We start from the raw sequence: 20,729 nt of genomic DNA, 5'->3' as shown, positions 1-20,729 counted from the left end.
GTCTCTCTCCCTGCTGCATCCAGAAACGAAACTCTGAGCAGAGGCTCGTCTCCCCCAAAAGCTATCCTCAAGTGGTTGTACAGAGGCCATTTCCGCAAGTTAGCTGAGCTTCCCCTTTTGACCTCCAAGATAAGCTGGAAAGACTTGCTGGGATACTGTGGAAAGGGGGCAGGAATCTCTGGGTTCTATGCACAGAGAGCTATGGGCGGTAGGGAAAACGGTGGGCCTGGTGGATCCCTCTGGCCTTGCCTTTTGGCTGCTGGGATCCCTCTTCTTGGCTCTCCTGCTGCTTGGCGTCAGCCTGGGGGAAAGTCAGCCGCTTTCTGTCTTCAGAGGGATCCTGGGATCCCTTTCTCGAAGATTTCCCTTCCAACCTCCTAGAGGCACCCCCAGCCCAGAGGCTCGTTTTCGGGCAGCCTTGGAAGCCAGCTTGGATGCTATTTACCTGCTGGAGGCGGTGCGGGATCCCGTTACCCGCGAGATCATCGACTTTGTCTTTGTGGATGTCAACGCCAAGGGGGAAGAGCTCATTTCCCTCCAGCGCCGGCAGATCATCGGCCAGCGGCTGTGCGAGCTGCTGCCCATCAACCGCTGGGGGGGCTTTTTTGAGAAATACAAGCGAGTGGTGGAAACCGGCATTCCTCTGGAAGAGGAGTTCCCCATTTCGGGGCAGCCGGGCTTGAAGGCCAGTTGGATCCATCACCAAGTGGTGCCGGTGGGAGACGGGATCCTCATCACCAGCCGCGACATCAGCGAGCAGGTCCAGATCAAGCAAGCCCTGGAGGCAAGCGAGTTGCGCTACCGGGCCCTCTATGAGGCGATCCCGGATTTGATTTTCGAGATTGACCCTGAGGGGCTGATTCTCAACTGCAAGCCTTCTCCCCACGTCCCCACCCAGCATCCGCCCGAGTTTTGTGTGGGTCGCCGCGCCCAAGACGTGTTTCCCAGCTCTTTCGGAGAGCAGTATCAGCTTTTAGCAGGGCGGGCCCTGTCCACTCAAACGCCACAGTATCTGGAGTACGAAATGGTGCTCCCCGCCGCTGCCGCAAACGAGTCTGAGCCGGCAATCCGCCGCTATCAGAAGGCTTGCGTCGTTGCCTATGGCAGAGATAGAGTCTACGTTTTGGTGCGGGATATCACCAAGCGGAAAGAGGCGGAGTTGGCCCTTAGAGAAATGGAAGCCACCCAGCGGGCCATTCTCCAAGCCATCCCCGACCTCATCCTTCGCCTGAATAGCCAGGGCATCTGCCTGAGCTCTATTCCCGGAGGCGATGTCCATCTTTACTGCCCAGCAGAGCGCCACTTAGGTCGATCCCTCCAGGAGATTCTGCCGCCAGCGCTGGCCGAGCAGCGGCTTTTCTTTGTTCAGCAGGCTCTGGCCACCCAAACCCAACAGCGCTACGAGTACAGCATTGAAGTCCGAGGGGAGGTACGCCACGAAGAAGCCCGCATTGTGCCTCTGAACAGCCAGGAAGTCCTGGTGATCGTGCGGGATATTACAGAAGCCAAGCAGGCGGAGCTGGCCTTGAAAGCCGCTGAACAGCTGCAGCGAGCCATTCTAGAAGCCATTCCCGACTTGATCTTCCGCCTTGATAGCCAGGGCATTTGCTTGAGCTTTATCTCGGGGGGCGAGGTTCTTCCCTATGGCTCACCCGACACCTACGTGGGCCGATCCCTCCAAGAGGTCCTGCCAGCGGAATTGGCCGAGCAGCGGCTTTTCTTTGTTCAGCAGGCTCTGGCCACCCAAACCCAACAGCGCTACGAGTACAGCATTGAAGTTCAAGGGGAGGTACGCTACGAAGAGGCGCGCATTGTTCCTCTCAACAGCCAGGAAGTCCTGGTGATCGTGCGGGATATTACAGAAGCCAAGCAGGCGGAGCTGGCCTTGAAAGCCGCTGAACAGCTGCAGCGAGCCATTCTAGAAGCCATTCCCGACTTGATCTTCCGCCTTGATAGCCAGGGCATTTGCTTGAGCTTTATCTCGGGGGGCGAGGTTCTTCCCTATGGCTCACCCGACACCTACGTGGGCCGATCCCTCCAAGAGGTCCTGCCAGCGGAATTGGCCGAGCGGCGGCTTTTCTTTGTTCAGCAGGCTATAGCTACCCAGACGCGGCAGCGCTACGACCAAAGCATCGAGATTGAAGGGGAGACCCGCCACGAAGAGGTGCGCATTGTGCCCCTCAACCCCCAAGAGGTGGTGGTGATCGTCCGCGATGTAACCGACAGGGTGCGATCCCAGCAGGCCGTCCAGGAAAGCGAGCAGAAGTTCCGGGCTCTGTTTGAGAATGCCGCTGTGGCCATCCTCATCCGTCATGCCGAGACCGGCGAGATCCTGGAGGCCAACTCCCAAGCCATTGCCGCCTACGGGTTTTCCAGCCTGGAGGAGCTGCGGGCCTTCGACGCTTGCGAGCAGTCTCCCTATCGCCGGGCTTTGCAGGGGAGGGAGTTTGCCTTGCAGCCCTACTTGGAGCAGGCCCGCCAGCAGGGATCCGCCCGCTTTGAGTGGCAATGGCAGCGGCAGGATGGCCAGGTTGTCTGGGAAGACGTGTTTGTGCAGCCCCTTGTCTTGCGCGGGATCCCTTGCTGGGTGTTTACCGCCGTCGATATCACCGCCCGCAAGCAGGCAGAAGCCGAGCTGGAGCAATTTTTCTCGGTAGCTTTGGATTTGCTCTGCATTGCCGACAAGGAGGGGTATTTTCGCCGCCTCAACCCGGCCTGGGAGGCCGCCCTGGGCCGTTCCCTCGAGGAGCTGCAGCAGCATCCCTTCTGGGAATGGGTGCACCCGGAAGATCTGCCGGCCACGCAGCAAGCAGTGCAAAAGCTGCTGGAAGAAGGGCGTCTGGATGGCTTTGTCAACCGTTACCGCACCCAAGACGGCAGCTACCGCTTTATCGAGTGGCGCGCTTCTTTGGCGGGATCCCTGGCCTACGCCGCCGGGCGGGACATCACCCTGGCCAAACAGGCCCAAGAGCAGATGAAGGCGGCTATGGAAGCTGCCGAGGCGGCCAACCGCGCCAAGAGCGAGTTCCTGGCCACCATCAGCCACGAGATCCGCACGCCCATCAACGCCATCATGGGCATGGCCGGCCTGTTGCTGGATACCTCTCTCGATGCCCAGCAGCGGGATTGGGTGCAGACCATCCGCTACGGCAGCGAGGTGCTGCTCAGCCTCATCAACGACATCTTGGATTTTTCCAAGATCGAGTCCCAGAAGCTGGAGCTGGAGGAAACGCCTTTCTCCTTGCCCCAGCTCATGGAGGAGCTCTTGGATCTCATGGCCGCCCAGGCCCAGAGCAAAGATCTGGAGCTGGTGGCCTGGGTGGATCCGGCCCTGCCGGCCACCCTGGTCGGGGATCCCAACCGCCTGCGCCAGATCCTGGCCAACCTCCTCAGCAACGCCATCAAGTTCACCCCCCAAGGGGAGGTGGTGGTGACCGTCGAGGCCCAAGAGCAAGATCCCCAGGCCCAGGTGCAGTGGGTGAGCTTCCAGGTGCAGGACACTGGCATCGGCATCCCGCCGGAAAAGCAGGATCGCCTCTTCAAGCCCTTCAGCCAGGTGGACAGCTCCATCAGCCGCCAGTACGGCGGCACCGGCCTGGGGCTGGCCATCAGCCAGCGCCTCTGTCAACTCATGGGCGGAACGATCTGGGTGCAAAGCCAGCCGGGTCAGGGATCCACCTTTGGCTTCCGCATCCCCCTGAAGCTTCCGGATGCGGCCCTTTGGGCAACCCCCACCCCCGACCCAGCTCTGGCCGGCCAGCGGGTTTTGCTGGTGGAAGACAACGCCAGCCAACGGCAACTTCTTGCGCGCCTACTGCAGTCCTGGGGGATGCAGGTAACAGCCTGCAGCACGGTGGCGGAAGCCCAAGCCATAGCCAAGGCCCAGACTTTTGAGCTGGCCCTGGTGGATACCAGCCTGCCCGACGGCGATGGACTGGCCCTGGCCAGGGCTCTGCAACAGGAGCAGCCCCCCCTGCGGCTTGTGCTGCTGGTGGATCGCAGAGCCGCTTTGGCAAGCGCTGGCTCTCTTCCTGCCTTAGGTAAGCCGGTCAGGGCTTCTCAACTGCGGGCTCTGCTGGGCCAGGAAAAAGTGCCGGCGGCTGCTTCCCACTTGAAACCCCAGCTCCCTCTGGCCAGCCGCTGCCCGTTGCGCATCCTGGTAGCCGAAGACAACCCCGTCAACCAAAAGGTCATCCGCCTGATGCTGGAGCGGCTGGGCTATCAGCCGGACATCGTGGCCAACGGCCTGGAAGCCCTGCAGGCGCTGCAACTGCGCGCCTACGACCTGGTCTTGATGGATCTGCACATGCCGGAGCTGGACGGCCTGGCCGCCACCCGCCGCATCCGCAGCGAACTTCCCCCAGAGCGCCAGCCGCGCATCCTCGCCCTCACCGCCGATGCCTTCCTGGAAAGCCGCGCTGCTGCCGAAGCCGCCGGCGTCGATGGCTACCTGACCAAGCCCCTGCAGCCGGCTGTGCTGGAGCGGGCCCTCCAGGAAGCTGCTCTCGATTTTGTCGGGGATCCAAAGCCAGAGCCGGCCCTGGATGCCGCTGCCCTGGCCAGCCTGCAGAGCATGCTGGGATCCCCGGAAGACTGGCAGGAGATGATCCAAACCTACCGGCAAGACAGCCAGGCCCTGCTGGGATCCCTGCGCCAGGCCCTGGAGAGCCGGGATGTCCAAACCGTGGCCCAACTGGCCCACCGCCTCAAGGGCAGCAGCAGAACCTTGGGGGCCAAGCTCTTAGCTCAACGCTGCCAGGCGCTGGAAAAGCTCGTTCGCAAGCCATCGGCCAACTCTGTAAACTGGGATACCATAGAGCAGGCCTTCCAGCGGTTGGAAGCCGAGTACCAGCGGGTTATCCTCGAATTATCGGCTAGCGCGCCAGGACCGCTTCTTTCTTCTCCAGGGGCCCATGCAGAGGCTTGAGAGCAACCTTTCGGCTGGATCCGTTCCTCAGACCGGAACGAGCTCTGCTGCGGCAGAGAAGCGGCCTCTCCTCCTCATTGCCGACGATGATCCCAGCCAGCGGCTTTTGACTCGCTACGCCCTGGAGCGGGAGGGCTACCAACTCGTGGAAGCGGACAGCGGCTTGGCGTGTCTAGAAGCTGCAAGCCGCTATCAGCCGGACATGGTGCTCCTCGATGCGGTGATGCCGGATCTGGATGGGTTTGAGTGCTGCCGCCGCCTCCACGCCCAAAACCCGGACTTGCCGATTTTAATCGTCACGTCTTTGGAAGACGAAACCTTTGTCAACGAGGCCTTTGCAGCCGGCGCCAGCGACTACATCCCCAAGCCCATCCACTGGTCGGTTTTGAAGCGGCGGCTGCGCCACTTGCTGCAAGCCAACCAGGCCCAGCGCCGTCTGCAGCAGCTTAACCAGGAACTGGAAGCCAAGGTACAGGAGCGCACCGCCCAACTGGCCTGCCAGGTGGCAGATCTGGAGCAGCTCAACCGCCTCAAAGACCACTTTTTGGCCACCGTCTCCCACGAGCTGCGCACCCCCCTGACCAAGATCAAGCTGGCCCTGGAACTCCTGCGCCGCACCCCCCTCAACGAGAAGCAGCGGCAATACCATGACATTGCCCTGCAGGAGTGCGAGGCCGAAATCCAGCTCATCAACCGCCTATTGGATCTGCAGGGCCTGGAAGGGAAAGACCTGGGCTCTGCCGTTGCAGCTATTGACCTGCCCCACCTCTGGCACAGCTTGATCGAGTCGGTGCAGCAATGCACCCAGGCCCGCTCCCTCACGCTGCAGGTGGGGGATCTGCCCCCCTCCCCCTGGCGGTTTTACAGCCATCGGCAGCTCCTGACCCAGATCCTCAAAGAGCTGCTGGACAACGCCTGCAAGTTCACCCAGCCAGGTGGCACGATTCGTCTAGAGGTTCAGCCAATCCCTGAAGGGGTTGAGTTCAGGATCGGCAACACCGCTCAGATCCCGCCCGACCAGTTGCCCCGCCTGTTCGAGCGCTTTTATCGGGTGCCCACTGCGGATCCCTGGGCCCAGCCGGGCAGCGGCCTGGGGCTGGCCTTGGTGAAGCAATGGGTGGAGCGTCTCCAGGGTCACATTCGAGTAACCAGCGAGGCGGGGTGGACATGTTTCCTGCTGCGCCTGCCCAGCCTAAAGCCCTCTGGCAGGACGTGATCAGTGGCCGACGGCAGCGGCGGTTTCGGCAGTGGCAAAGGAAGTGCCGCAGCCGCAGCTAGCCACCGCATTGGGGTTCTTGAAGCGGAAGCCGCCCCCCAACAGATCCTCGGAGAAATCGACAGTCAGCCCTTGAATAAAGGTCATGCTCAAGGGATCCACCGCCACCCGAATCTCGCCAAAGTCAAAGGTATGGTCGTCAGGGTTGGCCTGGGGCTCGAAGTTCATGGTGTAGGAGAGGCCGGAGCAGCCGCTGGGCTTTACCCCCAGGCGCAAGATGGGTTGGGATCCCTCTTTCTCATACTTGCTGCGCAGCCGCTTTAGCTCTTGGATGGCGCTCTCGGTCAAGGTGATCATGGCGGGAAAGCTGACACTTACTTTTATCCTAACAGGGGTTTTGGGCCGCCTTTTCCCCTCGCGCGGCAGGAACAGTTGATAAGCTAGGGATCCCGTTTCCTCAAGCCTAACGTTCTGCCCTTGTGACGGATCCCAACGCCATTCGTGTTACCTTTCTGGGCACCAGCTCCGGCATGCCCACCCGCCAGCGCAATGTCTCGGGCGTGGCGGTGCAGTTTCCGCAGCGGTCAGAATGGTGGCTGTTTGACTGTGGCGAGGGCACCCAACACCAACTGCTGCGGCTAGACGAGCTGCGCCCCAGCCAGTTGCGCCGCATTTTCATCACCCACATGCACGGGGATCACATCTACGGCCTGCCAGGGCTGTTGGCCTCCTGCGGCCTGGGCAGCACCCCCCAACACATCGACATCTATGGCCCCCCCGGCCTGGAAGAGTACCTGAAGACGGTGCTGCGCTACAGCGAGAGCCGAATTCCCTATTCCTTCCGGGTTCACACCGTCGAAACAGGGCTCATTCTTCAGGATCCCGAGTACTGGGTCTTCTGCGCCCCCCTGGATCACCGGGTGCCCGCCTTCGGCTACCGCGTGGTGGAGCAAGACCGGCCCGGCACCTTCGACGTGGCCAAAGCCCAGGCAGACGGGATCCCGCCCGGCCCTCTCTACGGGCAGCTCAAGGCCGGCCAATCCATCCTCTGGCAAGGCCGCTGGTTCCACGGGCGAGATTACGTAGGGGCTCCGATCCCAGGGCGCAAGTTCTCCTACTGCACCGACACCATCTTCTGCCGCAACGCCGTCGATCTCTCTCGCGCCGCCGATCTGGTCATCCACGAGGCCACCTACGCCGAAGCGGATCGGGAGCTAGCCGAGCGCGCCAAGCACTCCACCGCCGCCATGGCCGCGCGGGTGGCCGCCGAAGCCAAGGCCCAGACCCTCATCCTCACCCACTTCAGCCCCCGCTACACCTCAGAGGGCCCTATCACTTTGGAAGACCTGCTGGCCGAAGCCCGGGCCATTTTTCCCAACACCATCCTGGCCCGGGATCGGATGACCTACGAGATCCCGCGCCGCAGCCCCGCTCCCCTGCCGGTGGGAGTCTAGACCTGCCTTGCTAGCTAGAATGATAGGACCGACAGCCTCAACCTGCGATGACGGATCCCAGACCCTATCCCGAACGGCCCAAAACCGAGCAACTGGAGCAAAACGCCAGCGAGTGGCAGGCCTTCAGCGCCTTGCCCCCCGCCACCTCTCTGCCTCCTGTGCAAGCCGAGCGACCGGCTTCTCAAGCAGCCAGCGTCCCCCAGGCTGAGGAAACCCTGCCCAAACTGGCCCCCTGGGGCAAACGGATCGGAGCCTTTGCCCTGGATTTTGGGCTGGGGCTGGGGGTCTCCTACCTGGCGCAGGGCCTGGCTTCCCTGGTGGGAGCCGATGCGGGCGCCGTGGATATGACCGGCTACATCGCCTTTTTTGCCACCTGGTTGGTGAACCGCGGCTACTTCCAATCCCGCCCCGCCGGCCAAAGCCTCGGCAAATGGCTGCTGAACCTCAAAACCCTGGATCCCGAAACCGAGGCCTCACCCCATCTGGTGCGCTCCCTGGCCCGCGAAGGGGTGCTCTCGCTGTTTATCCTCACGGAAGCCCTGCTGGTGCCTTTGGCTGCCGATGGCCTGTTCGCCCTTTTCGATAAAGAAAAACGCCAGAGCATCCACGACCGCGCCGGACGCACCCTGGTGGTGGAATCGGAGCGAGGCTACCACCTGGATGAAAAAGCCCTGCGGCTGCTGCAGGAAATTCTGGAGGGAGAAGCCGCCGAGGACGTCAAGTCCGCTGCTCGCGACCTGTTGCGCAAAGCTCAGCGCAACGAAACTGTGCGCGATCTTTCCAGACAGATGCAGCGCCTGAGCAGGGACGTGGATCGGAACACCCGCGCCCTCCGCCAACAAACCGGCAGGCAAGTCAAAAACTGGGTTGATTCCGTCAAAGAAAAGTTGGATAATTGGTGATCGCGCTTGCGAGGTAGCCCATCTCCAACCTCGTTGGCTGGGGTTTTGGGGATCTCGAGCCGACTTTCACCTCCATCTTGGGATCCACTATGGCCAAAGCAAAGGGTGCCCGCATCATCATTACCCTGGAATGTACGGAGTGCCGCACCAACGTCAACAAACGTTCTCCGGGGGTAAACCGCTACACCACCACCAAAAATCGCCGTAACACCACGGCCCGCTTGGAGCTGAAGAAATTCTGCCCCAAGTGCAACCGCCACACCGTCCATAAAGAGATCAAATAGTTCAAGACGCTTTACCGTTCTCCTGACCTATGGTTTACGCTCGTCGCCGCCTGTCTCCCATCAAACCGGGAGAGCCGATCAAATACACCGATGTTGAGCTGCTCAAGAAATTTGTAACCGAGCGCGGCAAGATCCTGCCCCGCCGCATCACGGGGCTGACTGCCAAGCAGCAGCGGCAAGTCTCCAAAGCCATCAAACAAGCGCGCATCCTAGGCCTTCTCTACTTTGTCAACAAAGAAGGGTAAGTTGCTGTCTGCTTTCTCCGGATCCCGATGAGCCTGCAGCTTTCGCCGCAATTGCAAGCTCGAATGGCCCAGCCCCTTGAGATTGGGGGGGTAAAGGTTTTTAGTCGTGTCTTTCAGGCACCCCTGTCAGGCGTAACCGACAAAGTGTTTCGGGGGTTGGTACGCCGCTTTGCCCCGCAAAGCCTGGTCTACACCGAGATGGTGAACGCCACCGGGTTGCACTATGCCCGCGAGCTGCCCCGCATTATGGAAGTGGGTGAAGGAGAACAGCCCATCGGCATCCAGTTGTTCGACTGCCGGCCCCACTTTTTGGCCGAAGCGGCTCGCATGGCCGTGGATGAGGGGGCGACCTTGGTGGATATCAACATGGGCTGCCCAGTAAACAAGATTACCAGAAACGGCGGCGGCTCTGCCCTGCTGCGGGAGCCGGACACGGCAGCCCGGATTGTGGAAGCGGTGGCCAAGGCTGTACCTGTACCTGTTACAGTGAAAACTCGCCTGGGCTGGTCAGATCAGGAGATCAACATTCTGGATTTTGCCCATCGGCTGCAGGAGGCTGGAGCGCAACTGCTTACTTTGCATGGCCGCACACGCGCCCAGGGCTTTAGCGGCAAGGCTCGCTGGGATTGGATCCGCCGGGTCAAAGAGCACTTACGCATTCCGGTGATCGCCAACGGCGATATTTTCTCGACTGATGCAGCGGTAAAGTGTCTGGAGGAGACCGGAGCCGACGGGGTGATGTGCTCCCGCGGCACGATGGGCTACCCCTTCCTGGTGGGGCAAATCGATCACTTCCTGAAAACCGGCCAAGAAAGGCCGGCTCCTACCCCCCTGGATCGGATTCAAATGGCTTTAGAACACTTGCGGGGCCTCTGGGAGTATAAGGGAGAACGTGGCATCCGTCAGGCCCGCAAGCACATGACCTGGTACATCAAGGATTTTGCCGGCGCCTCTCAGTTTCGCGCCCTTCTCTGTCGCATCGAAACCTTGCAAGAAGGGGAAGCCCTTCTGCTTCAGGCCATGGAGCGCTGCCAAGAGGCCCCGCTGCAACCGGAAGAAGTAACTGAAGACTCAAACGAAGAGCAATTTGAAGAGACTACCTGAAATTGAGTGGGGGATCCTTTTACCCTGACGGCTGGGCGGTAGCCAATCGGTCTTTGACCGCCGTTTGCAAACGGTCGTTTTCATCTTGAAACAAGGCATCCACGCTTCTGGAGAAGCGACCCTGACTTGCTATGGGCAGTTGAGCATAAGCAAACTGCTCCGGCTGAGGCCGAAATGACAGTAACCATGCCAAACAGAAGCTCGCGGTCAGCAGCTTCAGCCGCACCTGAGCTCGATGCGAGCTTTTGGTCTGGCGGGCCTGGCCAGCCTCCCGCAGGCTGCCACGGTTTTCCCGAGCAGCCTGTGGAAAACCTGTGGAAATCCCCCGAAGGCCGCCCCCAGCCTTCATGGGATCCCCAGACCACATCTAGAGCAACGAACCACTAGATTAGAGCATCCCACACTGGTCGTACGTTAAGTTTTATAAATTTGTCAGGGAATAGCAACATTTTCATCCCCCTCAGCCTGTGGAAAACTTGTGGAAAACTTCAAAAATCTGTGGAAAACTTGTGGAAAAACCTCCCGAGTTATCCACAGAGTATTTATACCTTGTGGAAAGTTGGCCAAGTTATCCACAGTTTTTCCACAGGTGGGGAATACGATCAAAAGCTTGTGGCGCAAGGTTTTTCCGATCAATTTCCACAGTTTCCACAGCCCCTACTACTACTAGATTAAAAAATTAAATTGGGTAGGGATCGTGATTTTTAACTTTATCCTGCGCGCGCGAGGAAAATTTTTTGCAAAACTCGTCTGGGCAGGGAGGGATCCGTGGGAAGCAGGCGGTGTAGGATAGGCGTATTCAGCTCGCAAGTCCCCTGATGGTGCAAGCTCAACGTCCTGCGGATTGGGAAGTCGAAACCGGATCGCCCGCGTCTGCCCCGCGCGACGGCAGGTCTGGGGATCCCTTCCCCGTCAACAGGACAGAGTCCTTCGGCAAGGCTGTCGACCTACCTGCCGGTTGTCTTTGCTTCACCTGTGAGCAAGCTGAGCTCAGCCACCACCTTGCTGCAGTTAGCCGAGCCGTTGCCAGCCGTCCTGCCCTGCCAGTTTTGGCCAACGTGCTGGTAGAGGCAAGTGCAGAGGCACAGCGGGTTGCCCTGACGGCCTTTGACTTGAACTTGGGCATTCGCAGCGAGTTCGAGGCCGAGGTGAAGGGATCCGGTCGCACCACTCTGCCGGCCAAGCTGCTCAGCGACATCGTCAGCCGTTTGCCTAGCGGCCCGATCGGCCTCAGCCAAGTGCCGGAGAGCGCTGCCGTGACCCTTACATCGGCCGCCGGCCAGTACCAGCTACGCGGCATGCCTGCGGAAGAGTATCCCACGTTGCCCGAGATAGCGCCCCGTACTGCCGATGCCGATGCTGAGGAGGAGAGCTTAGCCGCCCAGATCCTTGAGCTGCCCATCGAGAGCCTGCTGCAAGGGATTGGCCAAACCCTCTTTGCCGCTTCCGGTGATGACACCAAGCAAGTGCTTACGGGTGTACATGTCAAGCTCTTGACCGGGGATCCGCCGCGGCTGGAGTTTGCGGCCACCGATGGACATCGCCTGGCGATAGTTCAGGTGGAGGCGGAAGGGATCCCAGTTGATTTGGCGGCTGGGGGGACGAAGCTGGATTTCACCATTCCCGCTCGGACTCTACGAGAGGTGGAGCGCATCCTCGGCGCCCAGACGGCCGCCTCCGCGGTGGAACTGCGGTTTGACCGGTCGCAGGTGCAATTTATTTTGCCCCCTGGCGCCGGCAGCGCTCAGTGCCAGCAGCGGATTACCAGCCGCCTTTTGGAGGGCCAGTACCCCGACTACAACCGCCTGATCCCCCGGCAATTTGAGCGGCATGTAACCCTGGAGCGTCGGCCTTTGATCGAGTCCTTGGAGCGAGTGGGGGTGTTTGCTGCCCAGCGGAACGACATCATCAAGTTCAACCTTTCTGAGGCAACCCAAACCCTACGCATCAGCACCGAGGCGCCCGATGTGGGCAGCGGCGAGGAATCTCTGCCGGTACAGATGTCCGGCCCTGACCTGGAGCTGGCTTTTAATGTGCGCTACCTGCTGGAGGCCCTTAAGGTGTTTCATACACAGCAGGTGAGCCTGGAGCTGAACGGCGCTACCCAGCCGGCCATCTGGAAGCCGATTGGAGCGACGCGCCTCTGCTATTTGGTCATGCCGGTTCAACTGCGGGCTACCTAGCCCACCCCAGCCTGACCCAAATCGAAGATTGGCCTCAGTTGCTCCCCTGACCTGTCCGGAGAGGAGAACAGGTGGCTGCCGATAGCAGCTCGAGCAAACCGGTGGGTAAACTCCTGCACCAAGTCCACCCGCCCTTGGCGCAAAACGGCCGGCTCCAGGCGCTCGGTCGTGTTGCAGGTCATTAACACCACCAACCTCTGCTCGCAGTCGAGATAATCGGGAGCGAGCACGCTTTGGTGAAGGGTGCCATCTAACAGGCTGAGGATGCGTTCGGTTTTGGTGCTCTGCTGGGCTACCTCGCTGGCTCGGTCTTGGGCGAGGTGATCGGCTTCGTTGATGATCAGGCAGACCCCCTCCAGGTAGGGGGGCGCGATGAACTCCTGCACGGCTTCGTGATCCAAGATGAGCACCGCATAGCGCAGGGGCCCCAGCAGCTCGTGGGTCACTGCCTGCGTCCATCCCGTTTTGCCCGTACCCGGGATCCCGTGCACCAAGACCGCCAATCGCTCCTGCTGTAGAAGCTGCAAAGGCCTGAATTTCGGTGGGAAAAGAACTGATTGGATAGGGGCTGTGGATTTGCCCGATCCGGCTTTGGTAGCCGCTCACCATCACTGCCAGATTGTAAGTAACCTTGCGAACAAGGGCCTGAGAGCCACGCCCAGCAGGGTGTAGCGGCGGCAGTTGTGATAGGTGGCCTGAACTTGTAGCCAAATCTGCGGCTCCGGTCAGAAGGCATAGGTGGTGCCCAGGCTGCTGATTTCCTCCCAACTGCTGAACCGCTCGACTGGATGGTAGAAGTAGCGCTCCATATGGAATTGCGCCAACTGCACCAGTCGCCCCAGATGCGCTAAAACTCTGAGAACGGTCATTTCCTGCAGGCGCCTTAAAACGTCATCGATGGGAACTTGATCCCGGCTCACCTGCTGCTGAATCGGCGTCTGCGTGGAGAGCTGATCATGAAATACTGTATGGTCGGGGCTGGGCAGAGGTGGAGTGACGCTATTCCAAAACCCTTCGATCTTGTAACAGGTATTCTCTGAAAGTTGAGAAGCGCGCTGTACTCTCTACGTCCTACCGCATTGGCAATATCGCTGCACACATCTCCAAAAATTTTTCGGCCAACGCCCAGGGATCCCGCACAGGAATACTCGGCATCGAAATGGCGGTACAGGGGTTTCCACCCGGATTGCAGTAGGTTGTGCCGGTAGCTGGGGTAATAGTCTTCGTAATCGTTATCCAGGCAGGGTTAGGGTCTGAGAAGAGGGGAAGCCAATAGGGGGTGCTAGGGCGTGGACGACTGAAAGAGCTGGGCTGTTGACGATTGCAGGGAATCCAAACGGCATGAGTCAAGAGTGTTCTGGGTGTGGTCAGGTGGTTCCCAAAAAACTCCACGAAAGGTGGCACGATTGCCCCTACTGCGGGCTAAGCCTGTCACGGGATCACAACTTGGCGAGGGGAATCAAATCCAGAGCGGTGGGGCATCCCGTTCTTAAAGCTCAGGAAACGCCCGCTGCGATAGCAGGGATCCCTGTTCGCGAAGCGTGGCGTAAGCCATGAAGCCCGCCCTCTACCCGTTCGCGTCAGCGGCGCGGAGCGCTTCAGGGTGAGGAACGGGAGTATGGGCTTCCAAATCGTTGCTGTGGGCTGTGGAGCCCGAATGGCCGCTGAGAGCGGCTTGGGCGTTGCGGCGCAGCCGGTGGGCCTTGAGGCGGCGCAGGGCAGAGGCGGGAAACCTGCGGTCGAACTCCTCGTCGCCAATCCGCGCCAGTTCTTGGAGATCGGGGGCAACATTCCAAGGGTAAGGCTGAAAATCGGGGATCCGGCTGGGCCGGGCAAAGCGCTGGTTCCAAGGGCAGACCTCTTGGCAGATGTCGCAGCCGGCCACCCAGTTGTGTAGGTTCTGGGCGATCTCGGCAGGGATCTGCTCGGCGTGGCTTTCCAAGGTGTGGTAGGCAATGCAGCGGCGGGAATCCACCACCCCTGGGCTGACAATGGCCTGGGTGGGGCAGGCCTCCAGACAGCGGCTACAGGTGCCACAGTGGGCGGTGTGGGGCCGGTCGGGGATCAACGGGAGAGTGGTCAGGATTACCCCCAGAAATACCCAGGAGCCGTATTCGCGGGTAAGCAAGAGGCCGTTTTTTCCGATCCAGCCCAAGCCCGCCTGCATGGCCCAGGGCTTTTCCGCCACTGGGCCGGTATCGACGTAGAATCGACCGCGGTAGTCCGGAAACTGGGCCTGCATCCAGAGGTGGAGCTGCTTCAGCCGCCGTCCCAACACGCGGTGGTAGTCCCGCCCCCACGCGTAGCGGGAGATCTTGCCTTTAGCTGGATCCCGGCTGTGGCAGGTGGGGGTGTAGTAGTTGAGGGCCACACAGACCAGAGATTGTACTCCCGGCAGCACCCGCTCTGGATCCATTCGCCGGGGATCGGCCATCCAGGCCATGTCGGCGGCCATGCCCGCGGCCAGCCAGGCCCGCAAGCTCGTCAAGTCAGGGGGATCCGCCGCGCTGGCAATGCCGACTTTGTCAAAGCCCAGCGCCAGCGCCTGCCGCTTCACCTGCTCGGTGGCTCTGGCCCAATCGGCTGCTGCTCCCACGGTCGGCCCCGACAATTCTAGGGCTATTCTGGCAGACCCATCACCTGGCGGTAGCGGGCCTCCAGTTGTGCTGCCTGCTGCGAGCGATGGAAGGGATCCCAGGTGCTGTGAGCGAACAGCTCCTGCCGCAGCTTGGCCACATCCACCGTCGTTACCTCGCCGTTGGCCACCACCCGCTTCCCCCTGACCCAGACGCTGTGCACCACCTGGGTGGGCCGGCCCAGCACCAGTAGACCAATGGGATCCGTGCGGGGCAACAGCGACAGTTGGGTGAGGTCGTAAAGCACCAGATCCGCCTGCTTGCCCACCTCCAGGGATCCCAGCTCCTCTCCCAGCCCTAGACCAATGGCCCCACCGCGAGAGGCCATCTCGATGCTCTCCCGCGGCGAGATCCAGTGGCGGTAGTCGGGATCCGTAATGTTGTGCAGGATGGTGCCGATTTTAATGGCCTCCAGGAGATCCTGGGAGTCATTGCTGGCTGACCCATCGCAGCCGAAGGCCACGTTCACCCCCGCCTGCCGGTACTTGAGGATGGGGGCGATGCCGCTGCCCAGGCGCAGGTTGCTCAAGGGGTTGTGGACAACCGTAGAGCCGGTGCGGGCCAAGATCTCGATATCGGCATCGGTAAGCCAGACGCAGTGGGCCAGCGAGGTTCTCCGGTCTAGGTAGCCCAAGCGCTCCAGGTGCTCGACTGCGCTGCAGCCGTACTTTTCCTGGGCCAATCTCTGCTGGGCGCGGGTTTCCAGCAGGTGGGCATGGCGGGGGAGGCCATACTTCTGGCTCAACTCCGCGCAGCCCTCAAACAGCTTGTCAGAACAGAGTTGGATGCCGGTGGGGGCCACCATCAGCGTGATGCCCTCCTCTGGCCGGTGAAAGCGCTGCACTGCCTCTTCCACAATGGCCAACACCTCCGCTGTGGAGAGAGGATAGGTTTCCAGCTCCCGATCCGAAAAGGAGCCGCTGGGCAACCCCTGAGAGAGGGCTTGATCCTGGAGCAGGGGGCCGATGAAAGCGCGGATCCCGACTTCTCGGTAGGCCCGCACCGCCGCCTCGAGGGTGGCCAGCTCCTGGCCAGGGATGAGGATTAGGTGATCCACTACGGTCGTGCCGCCACTGAGCAAGGTTTCCACCGCTGTCGCCAGGGCGCTGAGATAAATCTTTTCTGGATCCGGGGGCGCGTACTCGTGCAGTTGTGCCAGCCACAGCTCCAGCGGGTAGGGCGGGATGATCCCTCTTTGCCACAGCTCCGAAGAGTGGGTGTGAGCGTTGACAAAGCCGGGCAACAAAAGCTTGTTGTGGGCATCGAGCTCTACGCCATCTGGGCCCACTGCCGCCAGCTCTTTGCCGATGGCAGCGATCCGCTCCCCTTCAATGCGGACATCTGTAGTCTCGTAGCCGGTGGCGGTGGGAATCAGCACATTGCGCAAAAGGTAGCTCATGGCCAGCAATCAAAAGAGCTGTTCTTCAGTTCACACTTTGCCGTGCCAAGGCAAAAAGGGAGGAAAGCCCCAAATACCCTCCCAGGACGCTTCCCGTGAGGAAGTCACCACCTAGCCAGCCCCCCTCAGGGTGGAGAGGCCCACCGAGTAGGCTGCTTCCACCAATCGGGGTGAATTCAGGGATCCATCCGCAGCGTGGAATGGGCTTATTTCTTCTTCTTGGTGGAGCCCTTTTTGGAGGGCTTGCCCTCAGCAGCAGGCGCTGGCTCTGCGTCAGCAGATTCTGCGACGACGGGTTCTGGGGCAACGGACTCTGCTGGAGGTTCGGCAGCAGGTTGGTCAGCCACAGGTTCTGCGGGAGGAGCGGCTGCAACTTCTGCCACTTGCGCTGGCTGTGCTGGCTTGAGACCGGCCTGAGCGGCCACCTCAGCGGCAAAATCCGCTTCTTGTTTCTCGATCCCTTCTCCCAAGACGAAGCGGGCAAACCGCCGCACCCGGATGTTTTCCCCTAGCTTGGCAATGTGCTGCTTCACCAATTCCTCTACGGTAATCGAGGAATCTTTAATAAAGGGCTGATCCATCAAGGACAGCTCTTTCAGGCGCTTCTCGATGCGGCCCTGCACGATCTTTTCCCGCACGTTTTCAGGCTTGCTGGCCAGATCCTCTTTGCCCATCTCGATGGCCCTTTCCCGCTCCACCACTTCGGGAGGGATCTGGTCAATGCTGACGTACTCCACGCTTTGGCAGGCGGCAATCTGCTTGGCAATATCTTGCACCAGCTTCTTAAAGTCTTCGTTGCGGGCCACAAAATCCGTCTCGCAGTTCACCTCCACCAACACACCGATCCGGTTGCCGAAGTGGATGTAGCTATCGACAACCCCCTCAGCCGCCACGCGACTGGCCTTTTTGGCTGCCCCTGCCAACCCTTTCTGCCGCAGCCAGGTGATGGCTTTCTCCATATCGCCACCGGACTCTTCCAGGGCTTTTTTACAGTCCATCATGCCTGCGCCCGTCTTTTCGCGCAGCTCTTTGACCAATTTGGCATCAATACTCATGAGGGTTCCTCAAATCTCACATCGTACAAAGAGGCAGAAAGGATGTGACCGGATGCAGAGGATAGGCAGGAGCAGAACAAAGGATGAATCTGGATTTTAAGGATACAGGCTTCTGGAGAAAGGATGGACAGGGAGCAACTCGAACCACCCAGGATCCCCACCCTCGGCCCAAGGGTTACTCTCCCTGCTCGGGATCCCCCTCCTCTTCATCCTCCACATCTTCCAGAATGTCATCCTCTAGATCCATGTCCATGGCCCCCTCGTAGTCGTACTCATCCTCTTCGACTGTGTCGAGCTGCCCATGTCGCCCTTCGTAGATGGCATCGGCCAGCTTGCCTACAATCAGCTTAATCGCTCGGATGGCGTCGTCGTTAGAGGGGATGAAGACATCGCTCAGGTCAGGATCGCAGTTGGTATCCAGCAGCGAGATGATCGGAATCTTGAGCTTGATACATTCCTGAACGGCGTTGGCCTCCCGCCGCTGATCGACGATGATTACCGCGTCGGGGAGCTTGCGCATAGTTTTGATGCCGCCCAAGTACTTCTCCAACTTGGCCAATTCCCGTTTTAGGCGGGCCGCTTCTTGCTTAGGCAGGCGATCCAGCAGGCCGCTGCTCTGCATCTCCTCGATTTCCTTGAGGCGGTCGATGCGGGTTTTGATGGTGGCCCAGTTGGTGAGCATGCCCCCCAGCCAGCGCTGGTTGACGTAGTAGCTGCCACAGCGAGTGGCCTCATGGGCGATGATCCCGGCGGCTTGCCGTTTGGTGCCGACAAACAGGAAACGCCACCCCTTTTCGGCCCCCTCCCGCACGTATTCATAGGCTTCGTTGAGGTAACGGGCCGTCTGCACCAGGTCGATGATGTGAATGCCGTTGCGCTCGGCGAAAATGTAGGGCCGCATCTTGGGGTTCCAGCGGCTGGCCTTATGGCCGAAGTGTACCCCTGCCTCCAGCAGTTGAGGCAAACTGACTACGCTCATGAGTTGGTTATCTCCTACGGGTTAGCCTCCGCCCGAACGGATCCCCGTTGAGGACACCCGGTAGTTCGGGCGTGTGGTATTTTGACAGCTCAGCTATGCTAGCATGTGTTCTACAGGATCCGGTAACCAAGGCCTTGCACTTGCCGGGATCCGGTTCTAGAAGCTAAACTGGTAAAGCACCTCCAGAGATTTTCTCTGGCTTAGGTGCGTCGGGGCGTAGCGCAGCTTGGTAGCGCACCACTTTGGGGTAGTGGGGGTCGAAGGTTCAAATCCTTTCGCTCCGACTGGAATTAGAGAGAGCCCCTTTCTAGTGGCAGGGTCAAGCCATTCTTTTGGGGATTGCGGTAAACTACCCCGCGGCTGAAGCTAGGGGCTCTGAGGGCTCCGTCCCGCTGGCGCGAGCAGGGAAACTGCTCTTGGAAAGAAAGCTGCATTGGCGCTAGTGGTGCGGGGCCTCCTAGGTGGCTTCCATCTTGGCCGCCCGCGCCGGGGCAGGAGCATGACTCTAGTCAATGATACGCTGGACTATACTGAAAATAATGTACAGTATGTTCAGTATGGCTGCTTGGTATGGCTAGATATGTAAAACCGAGAGAAGCGGCGGATTATTTTGGGGTGTGTCTCCACACCTTGAGGCGATGGGAACAGAAGGGCTGGATCAATGCAACACGTACACCATCCGGTAGGGCGAGAAGGTATGACCTCGACAGCTACATTGGCCTCCGGCCCGCTGACGCGAACAGAGCGCCCAAAAACGACAAACGAGTCGTTTTGTACGCCCGAGTCAGCAGTCGAGGACAGAAACCAGACTTGGAAAGACAGATTGCAAGACTGGTTAACCTCTATCCTGGAGCCGAAGTGGTCGGAGAGGTTGGCGGCGGTCTCGACTTCAAAAGACCAAAGTTCCTTGCCTTATTGGAACGAGTCCGTGCGGGAGACGTCGGAACGATTGTGGTCGCTCACCGGGATCGACTCTGCCGGTTTGGATTTGAGTTCGTTGAGTGGTACTGCCGTCAATACGGGTGCGAAGTCTTGGTTCTCGATGACGATCACCTTTCTCCCCAACAGGAACTGGTTGAGGACATCCTCACCATCCTGCACTGCTTCAGCAGTCGGCTCTACGGACTCAGAAAATACCGGGCTGCAATCGAGAAAGATACGGATTTATCCGGAGCCAGCGCTGGCTAAAGTTTGGAAGCGGTGGCAAGCGGCGTGCCGGTACTGCTACAACCAAGCGATTGCCTATCAGCGTCAGCATGGTGCCCCAAAAACGGCCAGAAAGCTGCGGGACATCATCCTGCACTCCGACCTGCCCGGGTGGGTGAAGGACGCCCCTTGCCACATCAAGCAGAACGCGGTCGTCGAGGCGTGGTTGGCGTTTCGCCGAAGCAAAGACGCGAGGTTTCGCAGTGTGCGGGACAGGTCGCATACGCTGCAATTCAACGCCGGCAACTTTCGCAATGGGAAGTGGTATCCGAAACTCACCCGAGGTTTGGCGTTCCGTGCATCCGAGGAGATGCCCAGAGAATGGGCACGTGGAACTGAGCTAATGCGGGTGAAAGACAGATGGTATGCCATCTTTCCTGAGCCCGTGAACGAGCAGTGTTCGTTAGCAAAGGGGGTGATCGCACTTGATCCTGGAGTAAGAAGTTTCCTTACAGGGTTTGATGGGGCGGGCTTTGTAGATATCGCCAAGGGAGACTTTGGCAGGATCGTTCGGCTGTGCTACCACCTAGACGATCTGCAATCTAGGCTGAGCAAAGCGCCGAGACTCAAGCGTAGGCGAATGCGGCAAGCGGCGTTTCGTCTGCGGGAGAGAATCAGGAACTTGGTGGACGAGTGCCATCGCAAGGTAGCGGCGTTCCTAACGGATAACACGGATAACTACCGATTGATATTCCTCCCCACTTTCGAGTCAGCCAAGATGGTTGCCAAGGCAGGGAGGAAGTTTGGTAGCAAGACAGCAAGGGCGATGCTCACCTGGGCGCACTATCGGTTCAAGCAGTTCCTGAAGTTTCAAGCCAAGAAGAAAAACGTGGTTGTCGTGGAAGTATCGGAAGCGTACACCAGCAAAACCTGTACCAAGTGCGGGCACATCCACACTAAGTTGGGTGGCGCAAAGGTGTTTAGATGCCCAAAGTGCAACCATAGGCTACCACGAGATTGGCAAGGCGCTCTGGGTGTTATGCTCAGGGCTTTGCGGGATACCGCCTTTCTGTTTGGACTCCGTCCGAGTAGCGCGGTCGCGTCAGCGTCGCGTAGTGACAACGGAAACGGACAGAATGCTATCGCTTCACCGCTGAGCAGTAATGCTCAGCAGTGTTCAGCGTAAATGTATCAGCTAG

General features: G+C 59.8%; 17 protein-coding genes, 1 tRNA gene and 1 pseudogene. 12 read left to right on the top strand and 7 right to left on the bottom strand.

The window, feature by feature from the left end:
* The first annotated feature begins 187 nt into the window (after positions 1–187).
* Positions 188–4,927, top strand: coding sequence for a PAS domain S-box protein (locus NW846_RS08310; protein WP_414515738.1), 4,740 nt, complete (start codon positions 188–190; stop codon positions 4,925–4,927).
* Positions 4,914–6,143, top strand: a complete 1,230-nt coding sequence (locus NW846_RS08305) for a response regulator (protein WP_414346971.1) — start codon at positions 4,914–4,916, stop codon at positions 6,141–6,143. The genes NW846_RS08310 and NW846_RS08305 overlap by 14 nt, the downstream gene beginning before the upstream one ends.
* On the opposite strand, the gene NW846_RS08300 is transcribed toward NW846_RS08305, so the two are convergent.
* The gene (locus NW846_RS08300) at positions 6,144–6,500 is read right to left on the bottom strand and encodes a HesB/IscA family protein (protein WP_011430489.1); all 357 of its coding nucleotides are present in this window, start codon (positions 6,498–6,500) and stop codon (positions 6,144–6,146) included.
* A 140-nt stretch (positions 6,501–6,640) separates the two neighbouring features.
* Between NW846_RS08300 and rnz the strand changes: the two genes are divergently transcribed.
* From rnz to dnaN, 6 genes are all read left to right on the top strand, one after another.
* Positions 6,641–7,597: a ribonuclease Z gene (rnz, locus tag NW846_RS08295; protein WP_041439069.1), complete on the top strand. Its 957-nt coding sequence runs from the start codon at positions 6,641–6,643 to the stop codon at positions 7,595–7,597.
* 47 nt (positions 7,598–7,644) lie between these two features.
* Positions 7,645–8,499: an RDD family protein gene (locus NW846_RS08290; RefSeq protein ID WP_228375219.1), complete on the top strand. Its 855-nt coding sequence runs from the start codon at positions 7,645–7,647 to the stop codon at positions 8,497–8,499.
* 89 nt (positions 8,500–8,588) lie between these two features.
* Positions 8,589–8,783 carry a 50S ribosomal protein L33 gene (gene rpmG, locus NW846_RS08285; RefSeq protein WP_011430486.1) on the top strand — a complete coding sequence of 65 codons (195 nt, stop codon included), beginning with the start codon at positions 8,589–8,591 and terminating at the stop codon, positions 8,781–8,783.
* Between the two features lie 29 nt (positions 8,784–8,812).
* Positions 8,813–9,028: a 30S ribosomal protein S18 gene (gene rpsR / locus NW846_RS08280; RefSeq protein WP_011430485.1), complete on the top strand. Its 216-nt coding sequence runs from the start codon at positions 8,813–8,815 to the stop codon at positions 9,026–9,028.
* A gap of 63 nt (positions 9,029–9,091) precedes the next feature.
* Entirely contained in the window at positions 9,092–10,132 is a 1,041-nt protein-coding gene (gene dusB / locus NW846_RS08275; RefSeq protein ID WP_099836037.1) for a tRNA dihydrouridine synthase DusB, read from the top strand.
* A gap of 818 nt (positions 10,133–10,950) precedes the next feature.
* Complete coding sequence (gene dnaN, locus NW846_RS08270) at positions 10,951–12,315, top strand: DNA polymerase III subunit beta (protein WP_099835900.1); 1,365 nt, start codon at positions 10,951–10,953, stop codon at positions 12,313–12,315.
* On the opposite strand, the gene NW846_RS08265 is transcribed toward dnaN, so the two are convergent.
* Both NW846_RS08265 and NW846_RS08260 read right to left on the bottom strand, forming a co-directional pair.
* On the bottom strand, positions 12,312–12,818 hold the full coding sequence (locus NW846_RS08265; RefSeq protein ID WP_168174235.1) for an AAA family ATPase: 507 nt from the start codon (positions 12,816–12,818) through the stop codon (positions 12,312–12,314). The genes dnaN and NW846_RS08265 overlap by 4 nt on opposite strands.
* A 222-nt stretch (positions 12,819–13,040) precedes the next feature.
* A complete protein-coding gene (locus tag NW846_RS08260) occupies positions 13,041–13,184 on the bottom strand; it encodes a hypothetical protein (RefSeq protein ID WP_168175288.1) in 144 nt (47 codons plus the stop codon).
* A 403-nt stretch (positions 13,185–13,587) separates the two neighbouring features.
* On the opposite strand from NW846_RS08260, the gene NW846_RS08255 reads away from it, so the two are divergent.
* Complete coding sequence (locus NW846_RS08255; protein WP_206336883.1) at positions 13,588–13,872, top strand: zinc ribbon domain-containing protein; 285 nt, start codon at positions 13,588–13,590, stop codon at positions 13,870–13,872.
* 10 nt (positions 13,873–13,882) lie between these two features.
* On the opposite strand, the gene queG is transcribed toward NW846_RS08255, so the two are convergent.
* From queG to rpsB, 4 genes and pseudogenes are all read right to left on the bottom strand, one after another.
* On the bottom strand, positions 13,883–14,926 hold the full coding sequence (gene queG / locus NW846_RS08250) for a tRNA epoxyqueuosine(34) reductase QueG (protein WP_276307354.1): 1,044 nt from the start codon (positions 14,924–14,926) through the stop codon (positions 13,883–13,885).
* An 8-nt stretch (positions 14,927–14,934) separates the two neighbouring features.
* Positions 14,935–16,350: an amidohydrolase gene (locus NW846_RS08245; protein WP_414346972.1), complete on the bottom strand. Its 1,416-nt coding sequence runs from the start codon at positions 16,348–16,350 to the stop codon at positions 14,935–14,937.
* A gap of 410 nt (positions 16,351–16,760) precedes the next feature.
* A pseudogene (gene tsf, locus NW846_RS08240) lies at positions 16,761–17,405 on the bottom strand (translation elongation factor Ts); the annotation flags it as partial.
* Between the two features lie 175 nt (positions 17,406–17,580).
* On the bottom strand, positions 17,581–18,384 hold the full coding sequence (rpsB, locus tag NW846_RS08235; RefSeq protein WP_011430474.1) for a 30S ribosomal protein S2: 804 nt from the start codon (positions 18,382–18,384) through the stop codon (positions 17,581–17,583).
* Positions 18,385–18,594: 210 nt separating this feature from the next.
* Between rpsB and NW846_RS08230 the strand changes: the two genes are divergently transcribed.
* From NW846_RS08230 to NW846_RS08220, 3 genes are all read left to right on the top strand, one after another.
* Positions 18,595–18,668, top strand: a tRNA-Pro gene (locus NW846_RS08230).
* Positions 18,669–18,954: 286 nt separating this feature from the next.
* Entirely contained in the window at positions 18,955–19,572 is a 618-nt protein-coding gene (locus tag NW846_RS08225; protein ID WP_414515735.1) for an IS607 family transposase, read from the top strand.
* Positions 19,460–20,716, top strand: a complete 1,257-nt coding sequence (locus NW846_RS08220) for an RNA-guided endonuclease InsQ/TnpB family protein (RefSeq protein WP_414515744.1) — start codon at positions 19,460–19,462, stop codon at positions 20,714–20,716. The genes NW846_RS08225 and NW846_RS08220 overlap by 113 nt, the downstream gene beginning before the upstream one ends.
* Positions 20,717–20,729: the final 13 nt, after the last annotated feature.

It is taken from the genome of Synechococcus sp. W60.3, assembly GCF_047502615.1.
Lineage (GTDB): Bacteria > Cyanobacteriota > Cyanobacteriia > Thermostichales > Thermostichaceae > Thermostichus.
The sequence above is the reverse complement of the archived record's forward strand: the minus strand, read 5'-3'. Positions and strand labels throughout refer to the sequence as shown.

Bases quoted from the DNA above. Each gene is read 5' to 3' on its own strand.
- NW846_RS08305 (WP_414346971.1), top strand. From the start codon at position 4,914: ATGCAGAGGCTTGAGAGCAACCTTTCGGCTGGATCCGTTCCTCAGACC.
- dnaN (WP_099835900.1), top strand. From the start codon at position 10,951: ATGGTGCAAGCTCAACGTCCTGCGGATTGGGAAGTCGAAACCGGATCG.
- NW846_RS08225 (WP_414515735.1), top strand. From the start codon at position 18,955: ATGGCTAGATATGTAAAACCGAGAGAAGCGGCGGATTATTTTGGGGTG.
- rpmG (WP_011430486.1), top strand. From the start codon at position 8,589: ATGGCCAAAGCAAAGGGTGCCCGCATCATCATTACCCTGGAATGTACG.
- dusB (WP_099836037.1), top strand. From the start codon at position 9,092: ATGGCCCAGCCCCTTGAGATTGGGGGGGTAAAGGTTTTTAGTCGTGTC.
- NW846_RS08310 (WP_414515738.1), top strand. From the start codon at position 188: ATGCACAGAGAGCTATGGGCGGTAGGGAAAACGGTGGGCCTGGTGGAT.
- rpsR (WP_011430485.1), top strand. From the start codon at position 8,813: ATGGTTTACGCTCGTCGCCGCCTGTCTCCCATCAAACCGGGAGAGCCG.
- NW846_RS08245 (WP_414346972.1), bottom strand. From the start codon at position 16,350: ATGAGCTACCTTTTGCGCAATGTGCTGATTCCCACCGCCACCGGCTAC.
- NW846_RS08300 (WP_011430489.1), bottom strand. From the start codon at position 6,500: ATGATCACCTTGACCGAGAGCGCCATCCAAGAGCTAAAGCGGCTGCGC.
- NW846_RS08260 (WP_168175288.1), bottom strand. From the start codon at position 13,184: ATGACCGTTCTCAGAGTTTTAGCGCATCTGGGGCGACTGGTGCAGTTG.
- rpsB (WP_011430474.1), bottom strand. From the start codon at position 18,384: ATGAGCGTAGTCAGTTTGCCTCAACTGCTGGAGGCAGGGGTACACTTC.
- NW846_RS08290 (WP_228375219.1), top strand. From the start codon at position 7,645: ATGACGGATCCCAGACCCTATCCCGAACGGCCCAAAACCGAGCAACTG.